Here is a 19,090-nt window from a genome sequence, read left to right on the forward strand (position 1 = left end):
AGAGGGATCGTTCTTGAGATTAGATAATACAAAAATTATTAGAAGCATAGAAGAACTACTTTTTGAGGTCGGCGTAAATGGAGAAGGATATAAAAATATAACCTTTTATTGCCGTGATTTAAACCATTTTTATAATACAAATATATTAAATGGAGATGCCTTATATAATAAGATATTTACCAAGCTGTACGATCAAAAAAAAGAAGGCAAAAAGGTTATTATAAAGACGTATAAATATTTTGATAAATTTAGTTTATTCAAAAATGAGCATGGTTTTGAAAGAACTGATGAAATAAAAGTCGCAAACAGTAGTATGAAATTGGAGGTGCTTAGTCAAGAAAAGGATATCATTGAAGAGTTTACTAAAGAACTAGTAAATCTTGCAAATATTTTTAGAGAACAAGGCAATATGGTTAAAAATTTTGAAGAAGCATCTAGTGAATTAGTTAGCAACTATAAAAAAATAGATCGAAATATTAACTCCTTATTGGATAGGCTAAGGGATGAGCTAATAAAAAAAGCAACCATAATATTAAATCATGAAAATTTTGATAAAGAAGAAGAGAGTATAGAAGCAATCAAAGACGGTTTTGAAGAAATCAAAGAGAACCTTAAAAAGGCTTCAGAGGATGGCAAGATTTATATGGCAAAAGAGATAGTTAAATTCTTTTTTAGTCTTCTTGATATAACTGATTTAAGGGCTACATTTAAGCCACTAACACTACTGCTTGCCGTGCCAGATGCACTTTCTGCCACTAAAAATATAGGTGAATTTCTTCAAAAAAGAGGATTTTATGCCTTTTCTAGTCCGGTTATGAGCTTACTAGCTACTAAGTTTGGTTTTACATTAGGGTTATTAAATACAGTATCGTTTAACAATATTCTGGTTTTTACAAATGATGATCAAAATAGTGGGGCATTTATAGATTTTTCAGGGTTTGATATAACAGCCACTAAGACGAAAAGTAATTACGATGAGTATATTGGAATTTGCTCTAATTTTTCATTAGAGAGTGATGAAAAAAGCCTATTTGAAGCAAAGATAAGCAAATATGAAAATATAGATAAAAAAAATAATATATCAATATGTAAAAATGATAAGGATAATGCTGAAGAGAGTCTACTTAAGAGGATAGAAGAGTGTGTGATCGCAAATAGAGCAAATTTTGTCTATATGCAGTATCCATTTTTCAATTCTTTAAAATTTGCGAATCTTTTAAGGGATAAATCCTTAACTACAAAGGACGATACTCACAATACAAATAACAGTAGCGGTACCTCTAAAAACTATCTCATTATTTCAAATGCCCCTATGAAAGAAAATGCAAAACTAAATGAGCACCTTTTGCAAAACGTATTAAACTATAAGATAATGGACAGTCTAAATAGGGTGGATAACAAGAAAGTGACTGACCCTAAGCAGCTAAAAGCCACGAAAGACTATAGTCAGTACTCCATACAAGTAGATGCTCAAAATGATGAAGATCTGTATTTATTAAGTCTAAGCCCATTTACAAGGGTTAGCAGAGAGAAAATCAAGAAATTTGAAAGTTATATTTCAGACAATTTTATATTTAACAAACCAATGGGTAAAGAAATTTTTAATGGCTCGGAACGTTTCATTAAATTTACGCAAGCCAATACCTATTTAAGTCATATAGATAAGTACTTTAAAAATGCCAAAGACATGGAAGAGATAATTAAAAGAGAAGAAGAATTTTTAGAGGCAAACATAGAGGAATTCAAAATCTTCTTTTTAAATTTGAATTCAAATACGGAACAAGATCGTATTATTTATGCTTTAGGTAAGCCAACTTCAATACCAATCGATGATAGAGGCATGATGCAATTATTGTCAGAGGAGTCTAATGGCGCATTTATAATAGAAACAGAATACTATTATCCAGCCACAAAAGTATTCTTATTAGTGATGGGATATTTTATATTAAGACAAATATTTGATAATTCCTTAATCAAACCAGAGTCTTATCTTGGGAGTGAGGCCATAAATTTATATGGCGAAACATTTCTAGTTTTATCCAAAAACACCTATTATCTAAAAGAAGATGAAACAAAAATACCCATATATTTCTTTAAAAAAGAAAAAGAGGCGAAAGCAGGACAAAAGGATGCCATCTGCATAGAGGAGATAGTGGACTCAATAGAAAAAAGTCATGTGGCTGATGACGATCATATATTAGATGATGATACATATAGTGAGTTAAAAAAGATACTTGAAGAACCAACAACTCTAGACATATATGATATGAGCGATGAAAAATTTGCAAGTAAATTCAAAAAAGAAAATTCTTTAAATGACGAAGAATATAAAGAACTTGAAAAGAAACTTAGTAATCCTAATAATATAGATACGAGTAGTATAGAGGATGAGAAATTTAAAAAATATATAAAGCAGATAAACAACGATGAGTATAAGGATATGATAGATTTTTCATTAAAGTCTATAATGAACGATATATTATCCGATATATTTCCATTTTATGGTTTTTTTATAGATAAATGCGGTGAGACTGTATGGAAAAGCGTCATAAGGACAATGTTTTATGTAGGCAAAGACGTTACTCCTCTTAATGTTGCCAAAGGTATATTTATGGCAACAGGTGGAGAGCTTAGATTGGCTACGCTAATAAAAGAAAAGCCTATTTTTAAGTTAATTAGTGCAAGTGATAAAAAAAATTTTAACCTTCTAAGTAGGCGTGAATTTTTTAGGATGCAAAAGCTAATAAGCAATGATTACCTTTTTTCATATTTTGATCGAAAAGCAAAAGCAAAAGGTAGAGATCAACTAAAGCATCAAGAAAAATTAGCAAAAGATTATAAGGATGTCACAAAAAAACTTATAACATTAAGAATAGGTACAGAATTTGTAAAAAATGCTGGAAAGGCAACAGTATCTAATATAACAAGAGCTGGACTTAAATTTTTAGTAGATAGTGCCTATAGCTCATCTTACGAACACCAAAAAAGATCTTATGAACTAATACTTCATAAGTATTTCACAAATAAATTTGATGAAACTTATGCTGTTAAGAATATATCTTATGAACCTTATTCAAATAAAACAAGTGAATATACCTACTACCCTATAGAGATATACTCATCTTTTATAAATATAGATCTAAAAAGAACTATCATAGGAGGAAGACTATCTAGTGGAGGACTAGACTATCATAACTTCTTCTACTATGACATAAACACCACTACAAACAAACTAGACTCTAATCTATCAAAAGATATAAGTCTAGATACTATGATATCTTATCTATGTCTAGATGAGCTAAGAACAGACAATAAAACTGATGAAGAGTTCTTTAACAACCTAAACAAAAGAAACAAGAAACTAGCATATACACCAAAAGAGCTTATGCTGCAAGGGGTTAAAAGAGAACTAGATATAAGCCCATCAAACTCAATAGATATAAAACAAAGAGAGGAAATTTATGATATGTATAAGACAAGTAAAAGCACTTCAAAACAAGCCTTGCCAATAGACAAATACAACGAAGCTATGGAGATACTAGAAGACTTTAAAAATGGAAATTTAAACACTAATGGATCAGAAGTGGATAATAAATCAAGAAGACTACTAAAAGCACTAGATGTAATAGGCAACAACAATGTAAAGGGTATGTATGTTGGGTGTAAAGAAAATGACTCTAAAAATGAAAAATTTAATGGTCGCATAATTCCCCCTCGTCTGGTGGGTCGTCTAGCTACCACCATAGTTATGGAAGATGGTCTTTACATAGGATAATAGATGAAAAAGATTATATTTACAGCTTTAGCTATCTTAGTAATAGCCATATCACTAATAGCAATAAATAAAGGAAATTTAATGGATAACAATAATACATATATAGTTATAGCTCCAAATGGAGACAAAATAGAATTTGACAAAAAAACAAATTTGATAGCTTCTAAAAATACAAAAAATAATACGGCACATTTGGAAGAAAAATCTCAAATGCTCCTTCAAGCCCGCTCCATCCTAGACTCATCTCCATATAAAAACTATAAACCACTATACTATAACCCTAAACCAAACTCTCTAGGTCAAACAGACTATCTATCATTTAAACCTTGGCTAGATATTAGTTATAAACCAAGCTCAACCAAACTATCACCTTGGACTAAATCAGAAAAAGCTTACTATGAAAGTTTAAAAGATAAAAGAGATAGATATATCTATCTAGTAAAAAGAAGTAATCTAAAATGCACCATGATAGATATCCCTGAAGATGCAATAGCTAGAGTAGATAGTAAAGGCAAACTAACTAAACCAGAATATGCTGAAATTTATGATGAAGTAGATAGAAATAAAAATACACTTAAATCAGAACTCTTTATAGGAGAGTGGGGAATATGTGCTGGAGTATTAGGAGATAGTGAATCACTAGGCAATGGAAATGAAGGTGGATTTAAAGCAAGAGAATTTCAAGCAGTATTTTTAGCAGCTCAACTAGGAGAAGTAGAAGCACTACATGTACTAGCAGACTGCTTTAAATATTATACATATACAGTTGGAGTAAATAAAAATTTAGATACCTACACGAAAATTCTTAAACTATATAAAAACCCTCCACTAGATGAATATGGCATGATGCCTTACCTTGATGAGATAGTGGGAAGCTATTTCGTGATGGATTTTAATAGAAATTTAACCGTAGTTGAGCCAAATGGCTCAATGCATGCTCATTTAAGAAGATTAGTAGAAGATGAAGGCAAACTACTAGACCCTAGAGATATTGATGCAAACGAGACTACGAGGGAAGAATTTATAAATTACCTTAAAGACAATATTGATGGAAGTGGTCAGGACTTTAATGGTGGTTTTCCTGGAACTTGGGACGATAGAGCTATTACCCTTTACATCGACTCCACCCTTCTAGAATCTAAAATAATGTCTCTAACTCCACCTGAGGGATATCCTAATGCACCATATTACAACACACCTGAAGAGCTAACAAGACTATATGAGGCTGGTAAATTAGATAAAAAGCTAAATCCACTAACACCAGTAATGTATAGAGAAAGTTTTCCTGAAGATCTTAGGCAAAAGATATTAAGCTATGCCAAAGAGCATAATATAAAGGATTAGATAATAAATTTAATACCTATGGCTCCATTTGGAGCCAAACTTCGTCTCCTAATAGGCCGCTATAACATAAGTATCATCTGGAATAGTATGAGAAGCTTTGCTTTTATGAAACAAACTTATATGTTTAATCCAAAAGATGTCGAAGCTATGAGAAATATGCTAAAAGGATATGGCAAATCACTAGGCAAAGATGTAGGAGTAGCTTTTCTTAAAGGTATGGTAGAACTTTATAAAACATCATATGAAAAACTAGAAGAGAACTACAACGAAATAATGCACACAAGATACACATATAAATTTAATGAAGCTTACGCACTAATATCTCATATAAACCTATGTCTATAAAAGAAGCTTATGATAAAAATAGTACAAATAGCTATTGCTACTATCCAGTAATGATCTATCAAAACTATATAAGTCTAAATTTAAATAGACTATTTCTAGGAGTAAATATAAATAGTGGAGGATTAGACTATAACTCATTTATCTACTATGATATAAACAATAAACAAAGCAAACTCTCACATAACCTTGCTTCAAAGCTAGCACTAAATAACCTTAGTACTTATCTATGTTTAGATGAGCTAAGAGGAGCTGGCAATGAGATAGATGCAAACTACTTTAAATATGCAAGAAGTAGATATACAAACTCAGATGTAGAGATAAGAGGGTTAAATTTAGATGTAAAAGAGGAGAAAGAAATTTATGATATATACAATAAAGGCAATGGCCAAGATAGAATGAGCTTCTCTTATGCTATAAAAGACTATCAAAAGGCTGTTGAGATAATAAACAAATTTAAAAAAGGAATCTTTAACACCAGCGATGAAAACAACCACTCTAATCTCTCAAGAGATCTGGTAGAGGCTCTTGATACTATTGGCAACAATAACATAAAGGGTGTGTATGTGGGGTGTAAAGTTGATTTAAAAGATAGAAGTAAAGAGAATATTCCCCCTCGCCTAGTAGGTCGTCTAGCTACCACCATAGTCATGGAAGATGGTCTTTACATAGGATAATAGATGAAAAAGATTATATTTGTAGCTTTAGCTATCTTAGTAATAGCTACATCACTAATAGTAATAAATAAAAGAATGAATAAAGGAAATTTAATGGATAACAATAATACATATATAGTCATAGCTCCAAATGGAATGGAAATACCATTTGATAAAAATACAAATTTATCAGTCTCACCACTTGATTATGGAAATGAAACTATAGGTATAAAAGAGCACTCCCAAATGCTTATTCAAGCTCACTCCATCCTAGACTCATCTCCATATAAAAACTATAAACCACTATACTATAATCCTAAACCAAATTCTATAGGTCAAACAGACTATCTATCATTTAAACCTTGGCTAGATATTAGTTATAAACCAAGCTCAACCAAACTATCACCTTGGACTAAATCAGAAAAAGCTTACTATGAAAGTTTAAAAGATAAAAGAGATAGATATATCTATCTAGTAAAAAGAAGTAATCTAAAATGCACCATGATAGATATCCCTGAAGATGCAATAGCTAGAGTAGATAGTAAAGGCAAACTAACTAAACCAGAATATGCTGAAATTTATGATGAAGTAAATGCTAATAAAGGCACATTAAAATCAATGCTCTTTTCTGCAGAGTGGGGAATATGTGCTGGGATACTTGGAGACCCTATGGGATTTTCATATGGAAATGAAGCAGGCTTTAAAGCAAGAGATTATCAAAGAATTTTCTTAGCAGCTCAATTAGGAGTAGTAAAAGCTTTAGAATTCTTAGGTGATCTATTTGAATACACTACTTATGATATAGGTCTAAATAAGAATTTACAAATGGCAGAAGAGTTTAGAAAACTATTTACTAATCCTCCACTAGATGAATATGGTATGATGCCTTATCTAGATGAGATAGTAGGTAATTACTTTGTGATGGATTTTAATAGGGACGGAGTAGTATTTGACCCAGAGGGAACAACACATAAATTTTTAAGAGAACTTGTAGAAGATAAAGGTGAGCTATTAGATCCTAGAGACTTTGACGCTAATAAAACAACGAGGGAGGAATTTGTGTCATATCTCAAAAAGGAAATGCCACATTTTACAACCAGATTTGACAAAAAAGGCTTTCCAAATAGGATGACACAAAGAGACATAGGCCTTTACATCGACTCCACCCTCCTAGAATCCAAAATAATGTCTCTAACTCCACCTGAGGGCTATCCTAATGCACCATACTATAATACTCCAGAAGAGCTAACAAGACTATATGAGGCTAGTAAATTAGATAAAAAGCTAAATCCACTAACGCCAGTAATGTATAGAGAAAGTTTTCCTGAATATCTTAGGCAAAAGATCCTAAGCTATGCAAAAGAGCATAATATAAAGGATTAAAGAATAAATTTAATATCTATGGCTCCACTTGGAGCCAACTATAATATATTAAGTCACTACAATCAAGGACATAGGCATCTCTATGATAACCGGCCTAATAGAACTTTATAAAACCTCATATGAAAAACTAGAAGAAAACTATAAAGAGATAATGTATGTAAGCAATATATTTATCGCACTATTAACTTAAAAAAATAAATTAATTTTAAGAGATAATTAGACCTTTTTATAAGAAAAATCGCAAATAGCGTTCTATACAAATTTTGATAAAGAATTTCAATATATTTTAATATCAAAATGAGCCGGATTTTGAAAAAATTAAAGCATATTTTTAAACTTGCTTTTAACTTTTTTGTTATAATATCCCATCAAAAATAAAAAGGATATTTTTTATCCTAATTAAGGTTTTAAATTTGAGAGTATATTTAGACAATAACGCTACAACAATGGTTGATCCTGAAGCTTTTGAGCTTATGAAACCATATTTTTGTGAAAAATACGGCAATCCAAACTCGCTTCATAAATTTGGCTCTGAAACACATCCAGCTTTAAGAACAGCGCTAGATCAGCTCTATACCGGACTAAACGCAAAAGATAGCGATGATATCGTTGTTACTTCATGCGCGACTGAGAGTAACAACTGGGTAGTAAAAGGCATCTATTTCGACAAAATAGCAACTGGCGAGAAAAAGCGTATCGTAACAACCGCAGTTGAGCATCCAGCTATTTTGGCGACTTGTAAATTTTTAGAAAAATATGGCGTAGAGCTTACTGTTTTAGATGTAAATAACGATGGCATAGTCACTCCAGAACAGCTAAGATCTGTAATGGATGAGAATGTAGCGCTTGTTTCTATAATGAGCGCGAATAACGAAACTGGCATGATCTTTCCTATAAAAGAGCTTGCTAGTATCGCTCATGAATATGGAGCTTTATTCCACACGGATGCGGTTCAAGCAGTTGGTAAGATAAAGATAAATGTTCAAGACCTTGACGTTGATTTTTTAAGCTTTTCTGCGCATAAATTTCATGGACCAAAGGGTGTTGGAGCACTATTTATAAAAAATAGTATGCCACTAAGTAGCTTGCTTCACGGCGGTGAGCACATGGGTGGACGCAGAAGTGGCACGCTCGATGTTCCTGGCATCATCGGTATGGGTAAAGCACTTGAACTGGCAAATAAATTTATGGATTATGAGCACTCTCATGTTCGCCGTTTGCGTGATAAGCTTGAAGATGCAATTTTGCAAATTCCTGACGTTAGCGTTGTAGGAAAAAAAGAACAACGTGTGCCAAATACCATTTTGGCTTCTATAAAAGGCGTTGAAGGTGAAGCTATGCTTTGGGATCTAAACAAAGCTGGCATCGCAGCTTCAACTGGCTCAGCATGTGCAAGTGAAACATTAGAGAGTAACCCAATAATGGAGGCCATAGGGGCAGATAAAGAGCTAGCTCACACCGCACTTAGACTATCTCTTTCTAGATTTAATACAGAAGAAGAGATTGATTATGCGATCGAGCACATAACAAAAGCAGTAAATAGACTAAGAGGTATCTCTAGTACATTTGCCTACGCCCCAGAATGGCATAAGAGCGGATTATAAAATTTAAAGGAAAATAACATGGCAAAGAATAATTTGATCGGAGGCTCTATCTGGGATGAGTATTCTAAGGTGGTGCAAGACAGGATGAATAACCCTAAATTTATGGGGGAGATAACCGAAGAAGATGCTAAAAAGGCAAACGCAAAGCTTATTGTGGCTGACTTCGGTGCAGAAAGTTGCGGTGATGCGGTCAGGCTATACTGGCTTGTTGATGAAAAGACAGACAAAATAATAGATGCTAAATTTAAAAGCTTTGGCTGTGGCACAGCGATAGCTAGCTCTGATACGATGGCTGAGCTTTGTATCGGTAAAACAGTCGATGAAGCAGTCAAGATCACAAACCTTGATGTTGAAAAGGCTATGCGCGACAACCCAGAAACACCGGCTGTCCCGCCTCAAAAGATGCACTGCTCAGTTATGGCGTATGATGTTATAAAAGCAGCAGCTGCAAGCTATAAAGGCATAGACCCAGAGCATTTTGAAGATGAGATCATCGTTTGCGAGTGCGCCAGAGTAAGCCTTGGTACGATTAAAGAAGTGATAAGACTAAATGACCTTCATACAGTTGAGGAGATCACGCAATACACCAAAGCTGGTGCATTTTGCAAGTCTTGCGTAAAGCCTGGTGGCCATGAAAAAAGAGAATATTATTTGGTTGATATATTGCGTGATACTAGGGCTGAGATGGAGCGTGAGAAGATCGAAGCTCAGGCAAATGCCCAAGCAAATCACACTTTAGGTGACATTAGCTTTGAAAATATGACAATGGTAGGACAGCTGAAAGCGGTAGAGTCTGTCATAGATAAGGAAATTCGCCCAATGCTCGAGATGGATGGCGGAAATTTAGAAATTTTAGATATCAGAAATGATAACGGCGAAAATACTGATATTTATATACGCTATCTTGGTGCTTGCTCAGGCTGTGCAAGTGGCTCAACTGGCACTCTTTACGCGATTGAAAATGTCTTGCAAGAGAGTTTAAGCCCAAAAATTAGGGTAATGCCTATTTGATTTATCAACTAGCCCTTGTGGGCTAGTTTTATTCTCTTAAAAATTTTAAAATTTCATTTCTAATTTGACCCAAATCACCCACAAATTTTTTTTCAAACTGTGAGCGATTAAAAGTTCGCTGACGTTTTGCTAACTGAGCCGTGTGCGTAGCTATGAGCTCTTCAAGCTCGTTTTTAGAAATTTTTTTATCTAAAAAATGCTTGCACTCTTTTAAACCTATTGATTTTAGGGGTCTTGGCTCACTTTTATATTTATCAAATAAAAATTTTGCCTCATCTATGAGCCCGGCTTCAAGCATGCCTTTTGTTCTCTTTTTGATACGTTCTCTAAGCTCATCTTTATCCCATAAAATTTCAAATATCGCTAGCTCTTTTATGATGCTCTCTTTAGTATTTTCTCTTAGCCAAATGCTTGGAATTTGGCTACTAAATTTATAAATTTGATACCATTTTTCGAGGCGATAAGAGTCGTTTTGGCTAAATTTGCTTGCAAACTCAGGATCGATTTTTGCAGCTAAATCGTAAATTTCTTCATTGCTTAAATTTAGCTCACATTTTGGCACATCTGGTGCAAGTCCGCTAAGCATTGATTTTAGATAAAAGCCACTGCCTCCTGTAATGATGAGTGGACAGTCTTGTAAGCACGCAAAATTCTTTGCGTTTTTATAAATTTCAAAAAATGCCCCAACGCTAAATTCTTCATCAGGATAAATTTCATCTACACCAAAGTGCTTTATGGCTTCAAGTTGCTCTTTATTTGGCTTTGCGCTGGCGATATCTATCTCTTTATAAAGTGCAAGCGAATCAAGGCTTAATATGACGCCATTAAGCTCCTTTGCAAGCTCAAATGCAAGATCGCTTTTGCCACTTGCCGTGGTGCCAATTATTGCAAATTCTTTAAACAAGTCTAGCCCTCGTAAAACGAGCTAAAGAGTAAAATTTCATCATTTTCCTCGTTATTTTTGCCATCTTTTATAAGACTAGCCAAAACACCAGCAAAATACGGAGCAAAGCTAAGCTCATTTGGTCCATAGGCTTGGTTATAGATCAAGTTGCTATATACGCTATCGCGTCCAAGAGCTGGCTTGTCATTTGAGCTAAGAAGTACGAAATTTGCCCTAAAGCTAGGCTCTTTTAGCTCGCTTATACCAAGATGTGTCTTTAGTTCATTTAAAAAAGCATTAATCTTTTCAGTTTTAACAAGCGTATCGATAGCACCGACTTGTAAATTTGTAATAATCGTAACGCCATTTTTAGTTGGATAAATTTTGGCAAATAAATCATTTAAAATGATTGGTTTTTTAGGGATTTGTCCTTCATTTAGGCTAATATCAATGGTATAAAATTTAGCCAAAATCGCATTTATGCTCGTGCCTAGCTTATTTGAAAGCTCTAAATTTTTTGAAGCGATCACAAAGTTATCGGCCTCATATTCTCCGTTATTGCCGGTAGCTTTTTGCACTATTTGCCCTTGCGTTTTTAGCTCATAAATTTCATCATTTATAAATTTTGCCCCGAGAGAATTTAACTCATTTATCAAAGCTTTTTTGAGCTCATTTGTATCAATGCTTGCGTTGTTGGCTAAATTTATAGCGCCTTTTATGTTTTTATTTATTAGCCCAAAATTTGCAAGCTCTTTATCTACACTTAAAATTTCTTGCTCGCTATGGGCAACTTTTATCTCATCAAGCCTTTTTTTAAAGCTTTCGTCATTGCTAAAAAGTAGATAAACGCCGCTCTCATCGAAATTTATCTGCGGATATTTGTTGTTTAAATCTCTTAAAAATTCAAAGCTTTTCTTACCAAATTTTGAAAACAAAATTTGCATCTTTTTGTCGTGAGCTTTGGTTGATTTAAGTGTAAAATTTGTCATCCAAGCTCTAAAATTTTCATTTAAGCAAATACTTATATCAAGCTCGCTTTTTTTGCTAACTAGCCCCATAAACGAGCTAGATATCGCTCCATCTTTTGCAAGAGCGTGTGTACCAAAAGGCGTTAAAATTCCATTTGTAAAATCATCTTTTTGGCTGCTAATAATTAAAATTTCTTCACCTTTTTTAGCTAATTCGTAAGCCGTAAATAACGCACTAAAACCATCTCCAATAATCGCTACTTTGCCCATAATAACCCTTTGTTTTAAATTAATCTTGTAATGATAATATAAATTCAAATTTAAAGCAAAATGGTGTAAAATCAACCATTTTTAAAGAAAATGGAAATTTATCAAATGATAGAAAAATTAAAAGTTATTGCTGAACTTATCGTTTTTAAGCATTCTGTTTTTGCTTTGCCTTTTATTTTTGTTGCGATGATAGTTGCTAGCAAGATAGAAAGTGGCTCGGCTTGGTTTGGCTTTAAACTGCTTATTCTAGGTACTTTTTGCGCTGTTAGTGCTAGAAATTTTGCTATGGCTTTTAATAGATATAAAGACGAAGACATCGACAAGCTAAATCCGCGAACTGCAAGCCGCCCAAGCGTTGATGGTCGTATCGGTAGGAGCAATATGCGGCTTTTTATCGTGGCAAATGCGTTTATTTTTATCGTATGTGCTTATTTTATAAATTCGCTCGCATTTTGGCTAAGTTTTCCTATTTTAGCTGTTCTTGGTGGATATTCGCTATTTAAACGCTTTAGCGAGCTAGCACACCTAGTGCTTGGCCTTAGCTTAGGTCTTGCTCCTATTGCTGGTGTGGTCGCAGTGAGTGCTGCTATACCACTTTGGAGCGTGTTACTTTGCCTTGGTGTGACATTTTGGGTAGCTGGATTTGACTTGCTTTACTCACTTCAGGATATGAAATTTGATAAAGAAAACAAGCTCTTTAGCATACCAGCTATTTACGGCGACAAGGCTACGCTATTTCTGTCGGCTATTTTTCACGCTTTAGCTTTTATATTTTGGCTACTTTTTGCTTGGGCGGCTGGGCTTGGAGCGATGGCATTTTTTGGAATTTTAGTAAGTGGCGTTATTTTATTTTTTGAGCATAGGATCGTAAGACGCGACTTTAGCAAGATAGATAGAGCATTTTTTACGTTAAATGGCTATTTGGGAATTTTATTTTTTATCTTTGTTTGGATTAGCGTATTATGAGTGAGATTAAGCTGTTTAAAGCACCTCTTGATATAGAATTTGAGTCTGATAAAGATGGGAGCGAGAAATTTAAAAGAGAGTTTGACTCCATCTTGCCGGGCGAAGAGGATGCGCTTGGGGCTTGGCTAAAACGAGCTAAATCGCGTGGCGAAACCAAAGAGAGCGATCAAGTTTTATTAACTTTGCTGATTGAGCTTCATAGAAAAGTCGATGCTCTGAGTGATTATATTAAAAACGAGCATAAGCAATATTTGCCACTAAAAGAGAGGACGAGTATCGAAGAAATCGGTTTTACACATATAAAAATAAGCGAAGAAAAATTTATAAAAGATGAAATTTACTACGCAAGGATTGCTATGCCTATCTTTCCAAAGAGAAATTTGAGCCTTTATTTAAGGGCTGTTAGTGAAAATTTAGCAAAGATAGAAAATATGCACGAAGAGGATGAGGCTGACTGGAACGCTTATGTGACGGCTAGGGAACGTGTAATGATAAGAGAAATGAGAGCGAACTCGTAGAAGGAAAAATATGGAAATTTATATTTTTTTAGGCTTTGGTATCGTTTTGGCGATAATAGTAGCTTTGATGTTGATAAAAGATAGTGAGACAAATAAAAAATTTGCGAGATTTGAGCGAGCGATAGAAAGCGTTATGCAAGAAAATTTTAATCTAAAAAAGCAAATTTCAATGCTTGAGGGCGAGGCGTTTAAAAATAGCGAACAATATGAGCCACTTAAAAAACAGATAAAAGAAAATATTGATTTGCAAATAAATGAGAAAATTGTGCCAATAATTCGTGCAATTAAGAGTATTGAGCGAGTAATTGATGATTTTGCAACAGAGCAAAAAGATAGGATAGTTAGTCTTGAAGAGAGAACAAGAGATATTAATAAAATCGCACCAAGCGTTATCAATGAAGAAGAGCAAATTTTAAAAATGTTTAAAGACGGGAAAAGTGCAGCGATGATCGCAAAGGACCTTCATGTTGGAATGGGGCGAGTCGAATTTGTGCTTAAATTTCATAAATTAGCCTAAATTTACAGGCTAATTTTAAAAAGACTAATCTACTCTTAAACTACAAAAATTGACTTAAATTTTTATTTTGATTTAAATCTTTTAACATATAATTGAAAAAATTATAAAAAGCTCTAACCAAGCTTAAGAAGGTGCTTTATGCTAGTTGATAAATATGGTCGGGTTGTTGATTATTTAAGGATTTCTGTAACTCAGCGTTGCAACTTTAGGTGTAGGTATTGTATGCCTACAACGCCATTTAGCTGGACGCCAAGAGAGAATTTATTAACCTTTGAAGAGCTATTTTTATTTGTAAAAGTGGCTATCGATGAAGGTATAAAAAAGATAAGAATCACTGGTGGTGAACCGCTTGTACGTAAGGATTTGGACGTTTTTATAAAGATGATAAGTGATTATAATCCAGACATCGATCTAGCGCTTACTACAAATGGTTATATGCTTTCACACTTTGCCAAAAGGCTAAAAGACGCTGGGCTAAAACGCATAAATATGTCGCTTGATACGCTAAATGAGCAAAAGGCTAAATTTATCGCACAAAAAAGTGTCTTGCACGAAGTTTTAGCTGGCTTTGAAGCAGCTCATGATGCTGGATTAAAGGTAAAAATCAACACTGTCGCACTAAAAGGTGTAAATGATGATGAGCTTATAAATTTGCTTGAGTTTGCTAAATTTAGAGATTCTCAGATCAGATTTATTGAGTATATGGAAAATTCACACGCTAAAGATGATCTAAAAGGGCTAAGTAGCGATGAAATTTTAAAAATCATCTCACAAAAATATAATGTCACAAAAGATGGAAAACTACCAAATGCGCCTGCGTCTATTTATAGACTTGATGATGGTTATAAATTTGGCATCATTGATCCACACAAGCACGACTTTTGCGAGAGTTGCAACCGCATCAGGCTAAGTGCCGAGGGGCTTTTGATACCTTGCCTTTACTTTGAAGAGGCTCTTAGCATCAAAAAAGCGGTTGAAAAAGGTGATATCGTAGCTGCAAGTGAAATTTTAAGGCAAGTGCTAGCAAACAAACCAAAAGAGAACAAATGGGCGATAGGTGCTAACAATGAAACCTCTTCGCGTGCCTTTTATCAAACTGGTGGTTGATGAGCAAAGAGCTAGAGCTAGTTGAAGCGTTTTTAAGTATCCAAGGCGAGGGAGCTTACCAAGGCAGACTCGCTATATTTTTACGCTTTTTAGGTTGCAACCTAAACTGCTCTGGCTTTGGCGTGCAAACAAAGTCTTTAAAAACCGGTGAAAGCCTACTAGGATGCGATAGTTTAAGGGCTGTTTTTAAAGGGCATTTTAATTATAAAATTTACAGCGTAGATGAAATCTTAGGCCTAGTTAATAACCTATGTAAAGGCTTAATGCAAAAACCTATCATTGTTTTGACCGGTGGCGAGCCACTCATCTGGTATGAAAATGAAAATTTTATAAATTTGGTAAAGAAATTGCTTGAAGATTATGAAGTGCATTTTGAGACAAATGGCACCATCTTAATTGATTTTGCTAAATATGAAATTTATAAAAAATGCCATTTTGCACTTGGTGTAAAGCTAGCAAATAGCGGAGTTAATGAGCAAAAACGCATAAATTTAGACGCTATTTTGGCTATTAAAAATAATGCAAGAAGTAGCTTTTTAAAATTTGTCCTCTCGCACTTTGATAAAAGCGAGTTGGACGAGATTATAAATATAAAAAGTCAAGTTGATTTGCCAGTTTGGTGTATGGCAATAGGGGCGAATAAAGCTGAGCTAAACGAAAATGCTTTAAAAGCGGCAGAATTTGCCATAAAGTATGGATTTAACTACTCAGAGCGTATCCACATCAGGCTTTGGAGCGATAAAGAAGGTGTTTGATGATTATTAGAAAGCTTTTTAGATTTGAAAATGCACATATTGTGAGATTTTGCAGCTCAAAGCGTTGTAGGACTAGTATCCACGGGCACAGCTATGTGGCTGAAATTTTACTTAGCTCAAATTTTCTTGATAACGCCGGCATGGTCTATGATTTTGGTTTAATGAAGCAAAATATAAAAACGATCATTGATAGTTTTGATCACGCTACAACAATATTTTCAGGCGATAATGATGAGTATAAAAATGATCTAAAAAAGCACTCGGCAAGATGGATCGAGATCCCGCTAAATCCAAGTGCAGAGCAGTTTTGTCGTATATTTTTTGTTATGATAGAGCGGTTGCTTGAGCTTAGCGTGATGAACAACGGTGAGCGTGAAGTGAAGCTTCATAGCATTATCGTGCATGAGACTGATACTGGCTATGCACAGTGCTTTAAAGAGGATGCCGTAAATGCGCAAATGGGCGAGATAAAGCTAGATGAGATCAAATTTTCAGATGCTATCATAGAAGAGTGGGAAGATAAAAATTTATTCGAGAAGATGAAAAATAGGTTAAAAATAGAAATTCCAAAGGATGTTTGATGAAAAAAATTATAACTTCTTTTTTATTTATAGCTGGTCTATTTGTGGGTTGTGGAGATAAAGATGAGGCTAAAAATGATATTAGCGAGCCAGTACCGAGTGACGTGACCATAGCCCAACCAGACGCAAATGTCACAATCGATGAACAACTCCCACCTGAGCCAGTCGTCGAAGAGAACGAGTCTCCTAAAGATAAGAAATGAACGAACATCTCTCCTTGCTTTTTGCATACACTTTGCCTTTTCATGTGATATTTTTTTATGCACTAGTTGCCTGTAATATGCTTTATTTAATACTTACTCAGTTTGGTAGCAATAGTAAAAACTATGTGCTTCGTATAAGATATTTTTTACCGATTTATCATATGCTACTTAGTTTTCTTGTGCTAACCGGGCTTATTTTATGGGCGTATTATGGATATGAGTTTAAATTTAATGCCATAAAAATGTTAATTATCTTAATAATTTTAATCGCACTTAGTGCCATAGGTTTTAAAAGGCTAAAAATTTATGCAGCTAATGGTGACTTAGAAAAATTTAAAAAATTCGCCCTTATTAAGGGTTTTTGTGATCTTATTTTAGTCTTAGTTGCAGGTATTTAGATGAAATTTTTATATGATAAAAATGCAGGTAATGAAAGCTTAAAGATAGTAAATGAAGCTTTTTTGCACCTAAAAGCTAGAAGAATGCAAGCTGGTGAGCGAATAAGTGTTAGAAATTTACGAGATTTTAAAGAGTATATTTATGAAATTGATGAGATTGATAGGCGAAGTGCGAGCTTAAGTCTTGTCTTTGCCAGCTCAAATGGCGAGCAAAAATTCGACTTTACGATCGCTTGGGCTATCGTCGATCCAAAGACGATAGAAAAGACATTGCCATTTTTAAATGAACTTGGCGTTGGTAAAATAGCTTTTGTCTATACTAAATTTTCTCAAGCAAATTTTAATATAGATATTGAAAGGCTAAGCTATATAAATGCTCTCTCCTGCGAGCAGTGCGGACGAACATCGCTAATGGAGTTTGAAATTTATAAAAATTTGGACGAGCTAATGAGCGTTTATAAAAATGTCTCAGCTATAAATTTTGGTGGTAAAAGCTTAAATGAAAAAAAAGATGACGAGCTTTTAATAATCGGTCCAGAGGGTGGATTTAGCGAGGATGAGACGGCTAAATTTAAAAATAGCTACTGTCTAAACACTAAAAATATCTTAAGATCACAGACTGCGGTTATCTCAGTAGCGGCAAAATTCCTAGTTTAATTTATTTGATTTTTAGATTTCTTTTTATATAATCAGCAACTTTTAATGTAGATAATTAGCCCAAAAATAATAAAGGAAAAATGATGAAAAAAGATATCCATCCAGAATACGTAGATTGCACTGTAACTTGTGCTTGCGGAAACACTTTTAAAACAAAGTCAAACAAAAGCGAGATTAGAATTGACATTTGCGACAAGTGCCACCCATTTTTCACAGGCAGCGAAAAGATAGTTGATAGCGCTGGCCGTGTTGAGAAATTTAAGAAAAAATACGCTCAAAAATAAGCCTTGCTCTACTTTGTTCCTACTCCAATAGGAAATTTAGAAGATATCTCGCTTCGTGCGATCAAAATTTTGCGTGAATGCGAGATAGCTATCTGCGAAGATACAAGAGTTTGCAAAAGTCTTGTAAATCTGCTAAACGAACGCTTTGACGCAAATATAAATATCTCAAATTTTATCCCGCTTCATACTCATAACGAAGATGACTTTTTCACAAATTTAAGTGATACTTTTTTTAGCAGAAATGTAGCCTACATGAGCGATGCTGGTATGCCAGGTATCAGCGATCCAGGTGTTAGCCTAGTAAGATATGCTCAAAAAAATAACATTGAATATGAAATTTTAAGCGGAGCAAATGCTGCACTTTTAAGTGTGGTCGCAAGTGGACTTTGCGATAAGGAATTTGTCTTTTTAGGATTTTTGCCAAATACTGGCAGAGATAGGTCTTTGGCTATCCAAAATGCTCTAAATTTAGCCTATCCAGCCGTTATTTACGAAAGCCCAAAACGCATACTAGGCCTAGCACAAAGCATCGCAAATCTAGAACCTGAGAGAGAAATTTTTGCCATAAAAGAGGCCACTAAAAAATTTGAGAGTAAGTTTAAAGATAGTGCTAAAAATTTAGTCCAAATTTTAGAAAAAGCAAATTTAAACGGCGAGTGGGCGGTTGTCATCTCAAAAAGTGACAAAACAGCCACTCAAAATATCACAAAAGATGAGATACTTTCGCTTGATCTTGCCCCAAAAGTAAAAGCAAAATTACTTAACAAAATAACTGGAGAAGATGTAAAAAAGATATATGATGAGCTTACGAAAGCTTAAATCATAGGCTACAAAACTGCTAAGTGACACTGAAACGAAAGTATAAAAT

The 19,090-nt window shown here is 34.1% G+C and carries 20 protein-coding genes; 18 read left to right on the forward strand and 2 right to left on the reverse strand.

Annotated features, from left to right (window positions below):
* The first annotated feature begins 13 nt into the window (after positions 1–13).
* The 7 genes from CYO92_RS09325 (at position 14) to CYO92_RS04175 (ending at position 10,115) form a co-directional block, all read left to right on the forward strand.
* Positions 14–3,775, forward strand: a complete 3,762-nt coding sequence (locus CYO92_RS09325) for a hypothetical protein (RefSeq protein ID WP_180997842.1) — start codon at positions 14–16, stop codon at positions 3,773–3,775.
* 3 nt (positions 3,776–3,778) lie between these two features.
* Positions 3,779–5,119: a thioredoxin reductase gene (locus CYO92_RS04150; protein ID WP_103588778.1), complete on the forward strand. Its 1,341-nt coding sequence runs from the start codon at positions 3,779–3,781 to the stop codon at positions 5,117–5,119.
* 87 nt (positions 5,120–5,206) lie between these two features.
* Positions 5,207–5,464 (forward strand): hypothetical protein, encoded by a 258-nt coding sequence (locus tag CYO92_RS04155; protein ID WP_141089859.1) that lies wholly within the window; start codon positions 5,207–5,209, stop codon positions 5,462–5,464.
* Complete coding sequence (locus CYO92_RS04160; protein ID WP_103588780.1) at positions 5,455–6,138, forward strand: 3-deoxy-D-arabinoheptulosonate-7-phosphate synthase; 684 nt, start codon at positions 5,455–5,457, stop codon at positions 6,136–6,138. Before CYO92_RS04155 ends, CYO92_RS04160 begins: the two co-directional genes overlap by 10 nt.
* Before the next feature lie 3 nt (positions 6,139–6,141).
* Positions 6,142–7,500: a thioredoxin reductase gene (locus CYO92_RS04165; protein ID WP_103588781.1), complete on the forward strand. Its 1,359-nt coding sequence runs from the start codon at positions 6,142–6,144 to the stop codon at positions 7,498–7,500.
* Positions 7,501–7,913: 413 nt separating this feature from the next.
* Positions 7,914–9,104, forward strand: coding sequence for a NifS family cysteine desulfurase (locus CYO92_RS04170; RefSeq protein ID WP_103588782.1), 1,191 nt, complete (start codon positions 7,914–7,916; stop codon positions 9,102–9,104).
* Positions 9,105–9,122: 18 nt separating this feature from the next.
* The gene (locus CYO92_RS04175) at positions 9,123–10,115 is read left to right on the forward strand and encodes an iron-sulfur cluster assembly scaffold protein NifU (RefSeq protein ID WP_054196048.1); all 993 of its coding nucleotides are present in this window, start codon (positions 9,123–9,125) and stop codon (positions 10,113–10,115) included.
* A 28-nt stretch (positions 10,116–10,143) separates the two neighbouring features.
* On the opposite strand, the gene miaA is transcribed toward CYO92_RS04175, so the two are convergent.
* Positions 10,144–11,019, reverse strand: coding sequence for a tRNA (adenosine(37)-N6)-dimethylallyltransferase MiaA (miaA, locus tag CYO92_RS04180; RefSeq protein WP_103588783.1), 876 nt, complete (start codon positions 11,017–11,019; stop codon positions 10,144–10,146).
* Between the two features lie 2 nt (positions 11,020–11,021).
* Complete coding sequence (locus CYO92_RS04185) at positions 11,022–12,236, reverse strand: NAD(P)/FAD-dependent oxidoreductase (protein WP_103588784.1); 1,215 nt, start codon at positions 12,234–12,236, stop codon at positions 11,022–11,024.
* A 105-nt stretch (positions 12,237–12,341) separates the two neighbouring features.
* On the opposite strand from CYO92_RS04185, the gene mqnP reads away from it, so the two are divergent.
* The 11 genes from mqnP to rsmI all read left to right on the forward strand — a co-directional run bounded on the left by mqnP (position 12,342) and on the right by rsmI (position 19,041).
* Positions 12,342–13,202, forward strand: coding sequence for a menaquinone biosynthesis prenyltransferase MqnP (gene mqnP, locus CYO92_RS04190; protein ID WP_103588785.1), 861 nt, complete (start codon positions 12,342–12,344; stop codon positions 13,200–13,202).
* Complete coding sequence (locus tag CYO92_RS04195; RefSeq protein WP_103588786.1) at positions 13,199–13,720, forward strand: hypothetical protein; 522 nt, start codon at positions 13,199–13,201, stop codon at positions 13,718–13,720. Before mqnP ends, CYO92_RS04195 begins: the two co-directional genes overlap by 4 nt.
* Positions 13,721–13,730: 10 nt before the next feature.
* Complete coding sequence (locus CYO92_RS04200; RefSeq protein WP_021091068.1) at positions 13,731–14,237, forward strand: DUF6115 domain-containing protein; 507 nt, start codon at positions 13,731–13,733, stop codon at positions 14,235–14,237.
* Positions 14,238–14,375: 138 nt separating this feature from the next.
* Positions 14,376–15,344 (forward strand): GTP 3',8-cyclase MoaA, encoded by a 969-nt coding sequence (gene moaA / locus CYO92_RS04205; protein ID WP_103588787.1) that lies wholly within the window; start codon positions 14,376–14,378, stop codon positions 15,342–15,344.
* Entirely contained in the window at positions 15,344–16,099 is a 756-nt protein-coding gene (locus CYO92_RS04210) for a 7-carboxy-7-deazaguanine synthase QueE (RefSeq protein WP_103588788.1), read from the forward strand. The genes moaA and CYO92_RS04210 overlap by 1 nt, the downstream gene beginning before the upstream one ends.
* Positions 16,099–16,680 carry a 6-pyruvoyl trahydropterin synthase family protein gene (locus CYO92_RS04215; RefSeq protein WP_085657891.1) on the forward strand — a complete coding sequence of 194 codons (582 nt, stop codon included), beginning with the start codon at positions 16,099–16,101 and terminating at the stop codon, positions 16,678–16,680. Before CYO92_RS04210 ends, CYO92_RS04215 begins: the two co-directional genes overlap by 1 nt.
* Positions 16,680–16,883 (forward strand): hypothetical protein, encoded by a 204-nt coding sequence (locus CYO92_RS04220; RefSeq protein ID WP_103588789.1) that lies wholly within the window; start codon positions 16,680–16,682, stop codon positions 16,881–16,883. The genes CYO92_RS04215 and CYO92_RS04220 overlap by 1 nt, the downstream gene beginning before the upstream one ends.
* Complete coding sequence (locus tag CYO92_RS04225) at positions 16,880–17,281, forward strand: hypothetical protein (protein ID WP_103588790.1); 402 nt, start codon at positions 16,880–16,882, stop codon at positions 17,279–17,281. Before CYO92_RS04220 ends, CYO92_RS04225 begins: the two co-directional genes overlap by 4 nt.
* Positions 17,282–17,938: a 16S rRNA (uracil(1498)-N(3))-methyltransferase gene (locus CYO92_RS04230; RefSeq protein ID WP_085657888.1), complete on the forward strand. Its 657-nt coding sequence runs from the start codon at positions 17,282–17,284 to the stop codon at positions 17,936–17,938.
* 83 nt (positions 17,939–18,021) lie between these two features.
* Positions 18,022–18,222: a 50S ribosomal protein L31 gene (rpmE, locus tag CYO92_RS04235; RefSeq protein ID WP_002942443.1), complete on the forward strand. Its 201-nt coding sequence runs from the start codon at positions 18,022–18,024 to the stop codon at positions 18,220–18,222.
* Between the two features lie 3 nt (positions 18,223–18,225).
* Positions 18,226–19,041 (forward strand): 16S rRNA (cytidine(1402)-2'-O)-methyltransferase, encoded by an 816-nt coding sequence (rsmI, locus tag CYO92_RS04240; RefSeq protein ID WP_103588791.1) that lies wholly within the window; start codon positions 18,226–18,228, stop codon positions 19,039–19,041.
* Positions 19,042–19,090: the final 49 nt, after the last annotated feature.

This window comes from Campylobacter concisus (assembly GCF_002913715.1).
GTDB lineage: Bacteria > Campylobacterota > Campylobacteria > Campylobacterales > Campylobacteraceae > Campylobacter_A > Campylobacter_A concisus_AG.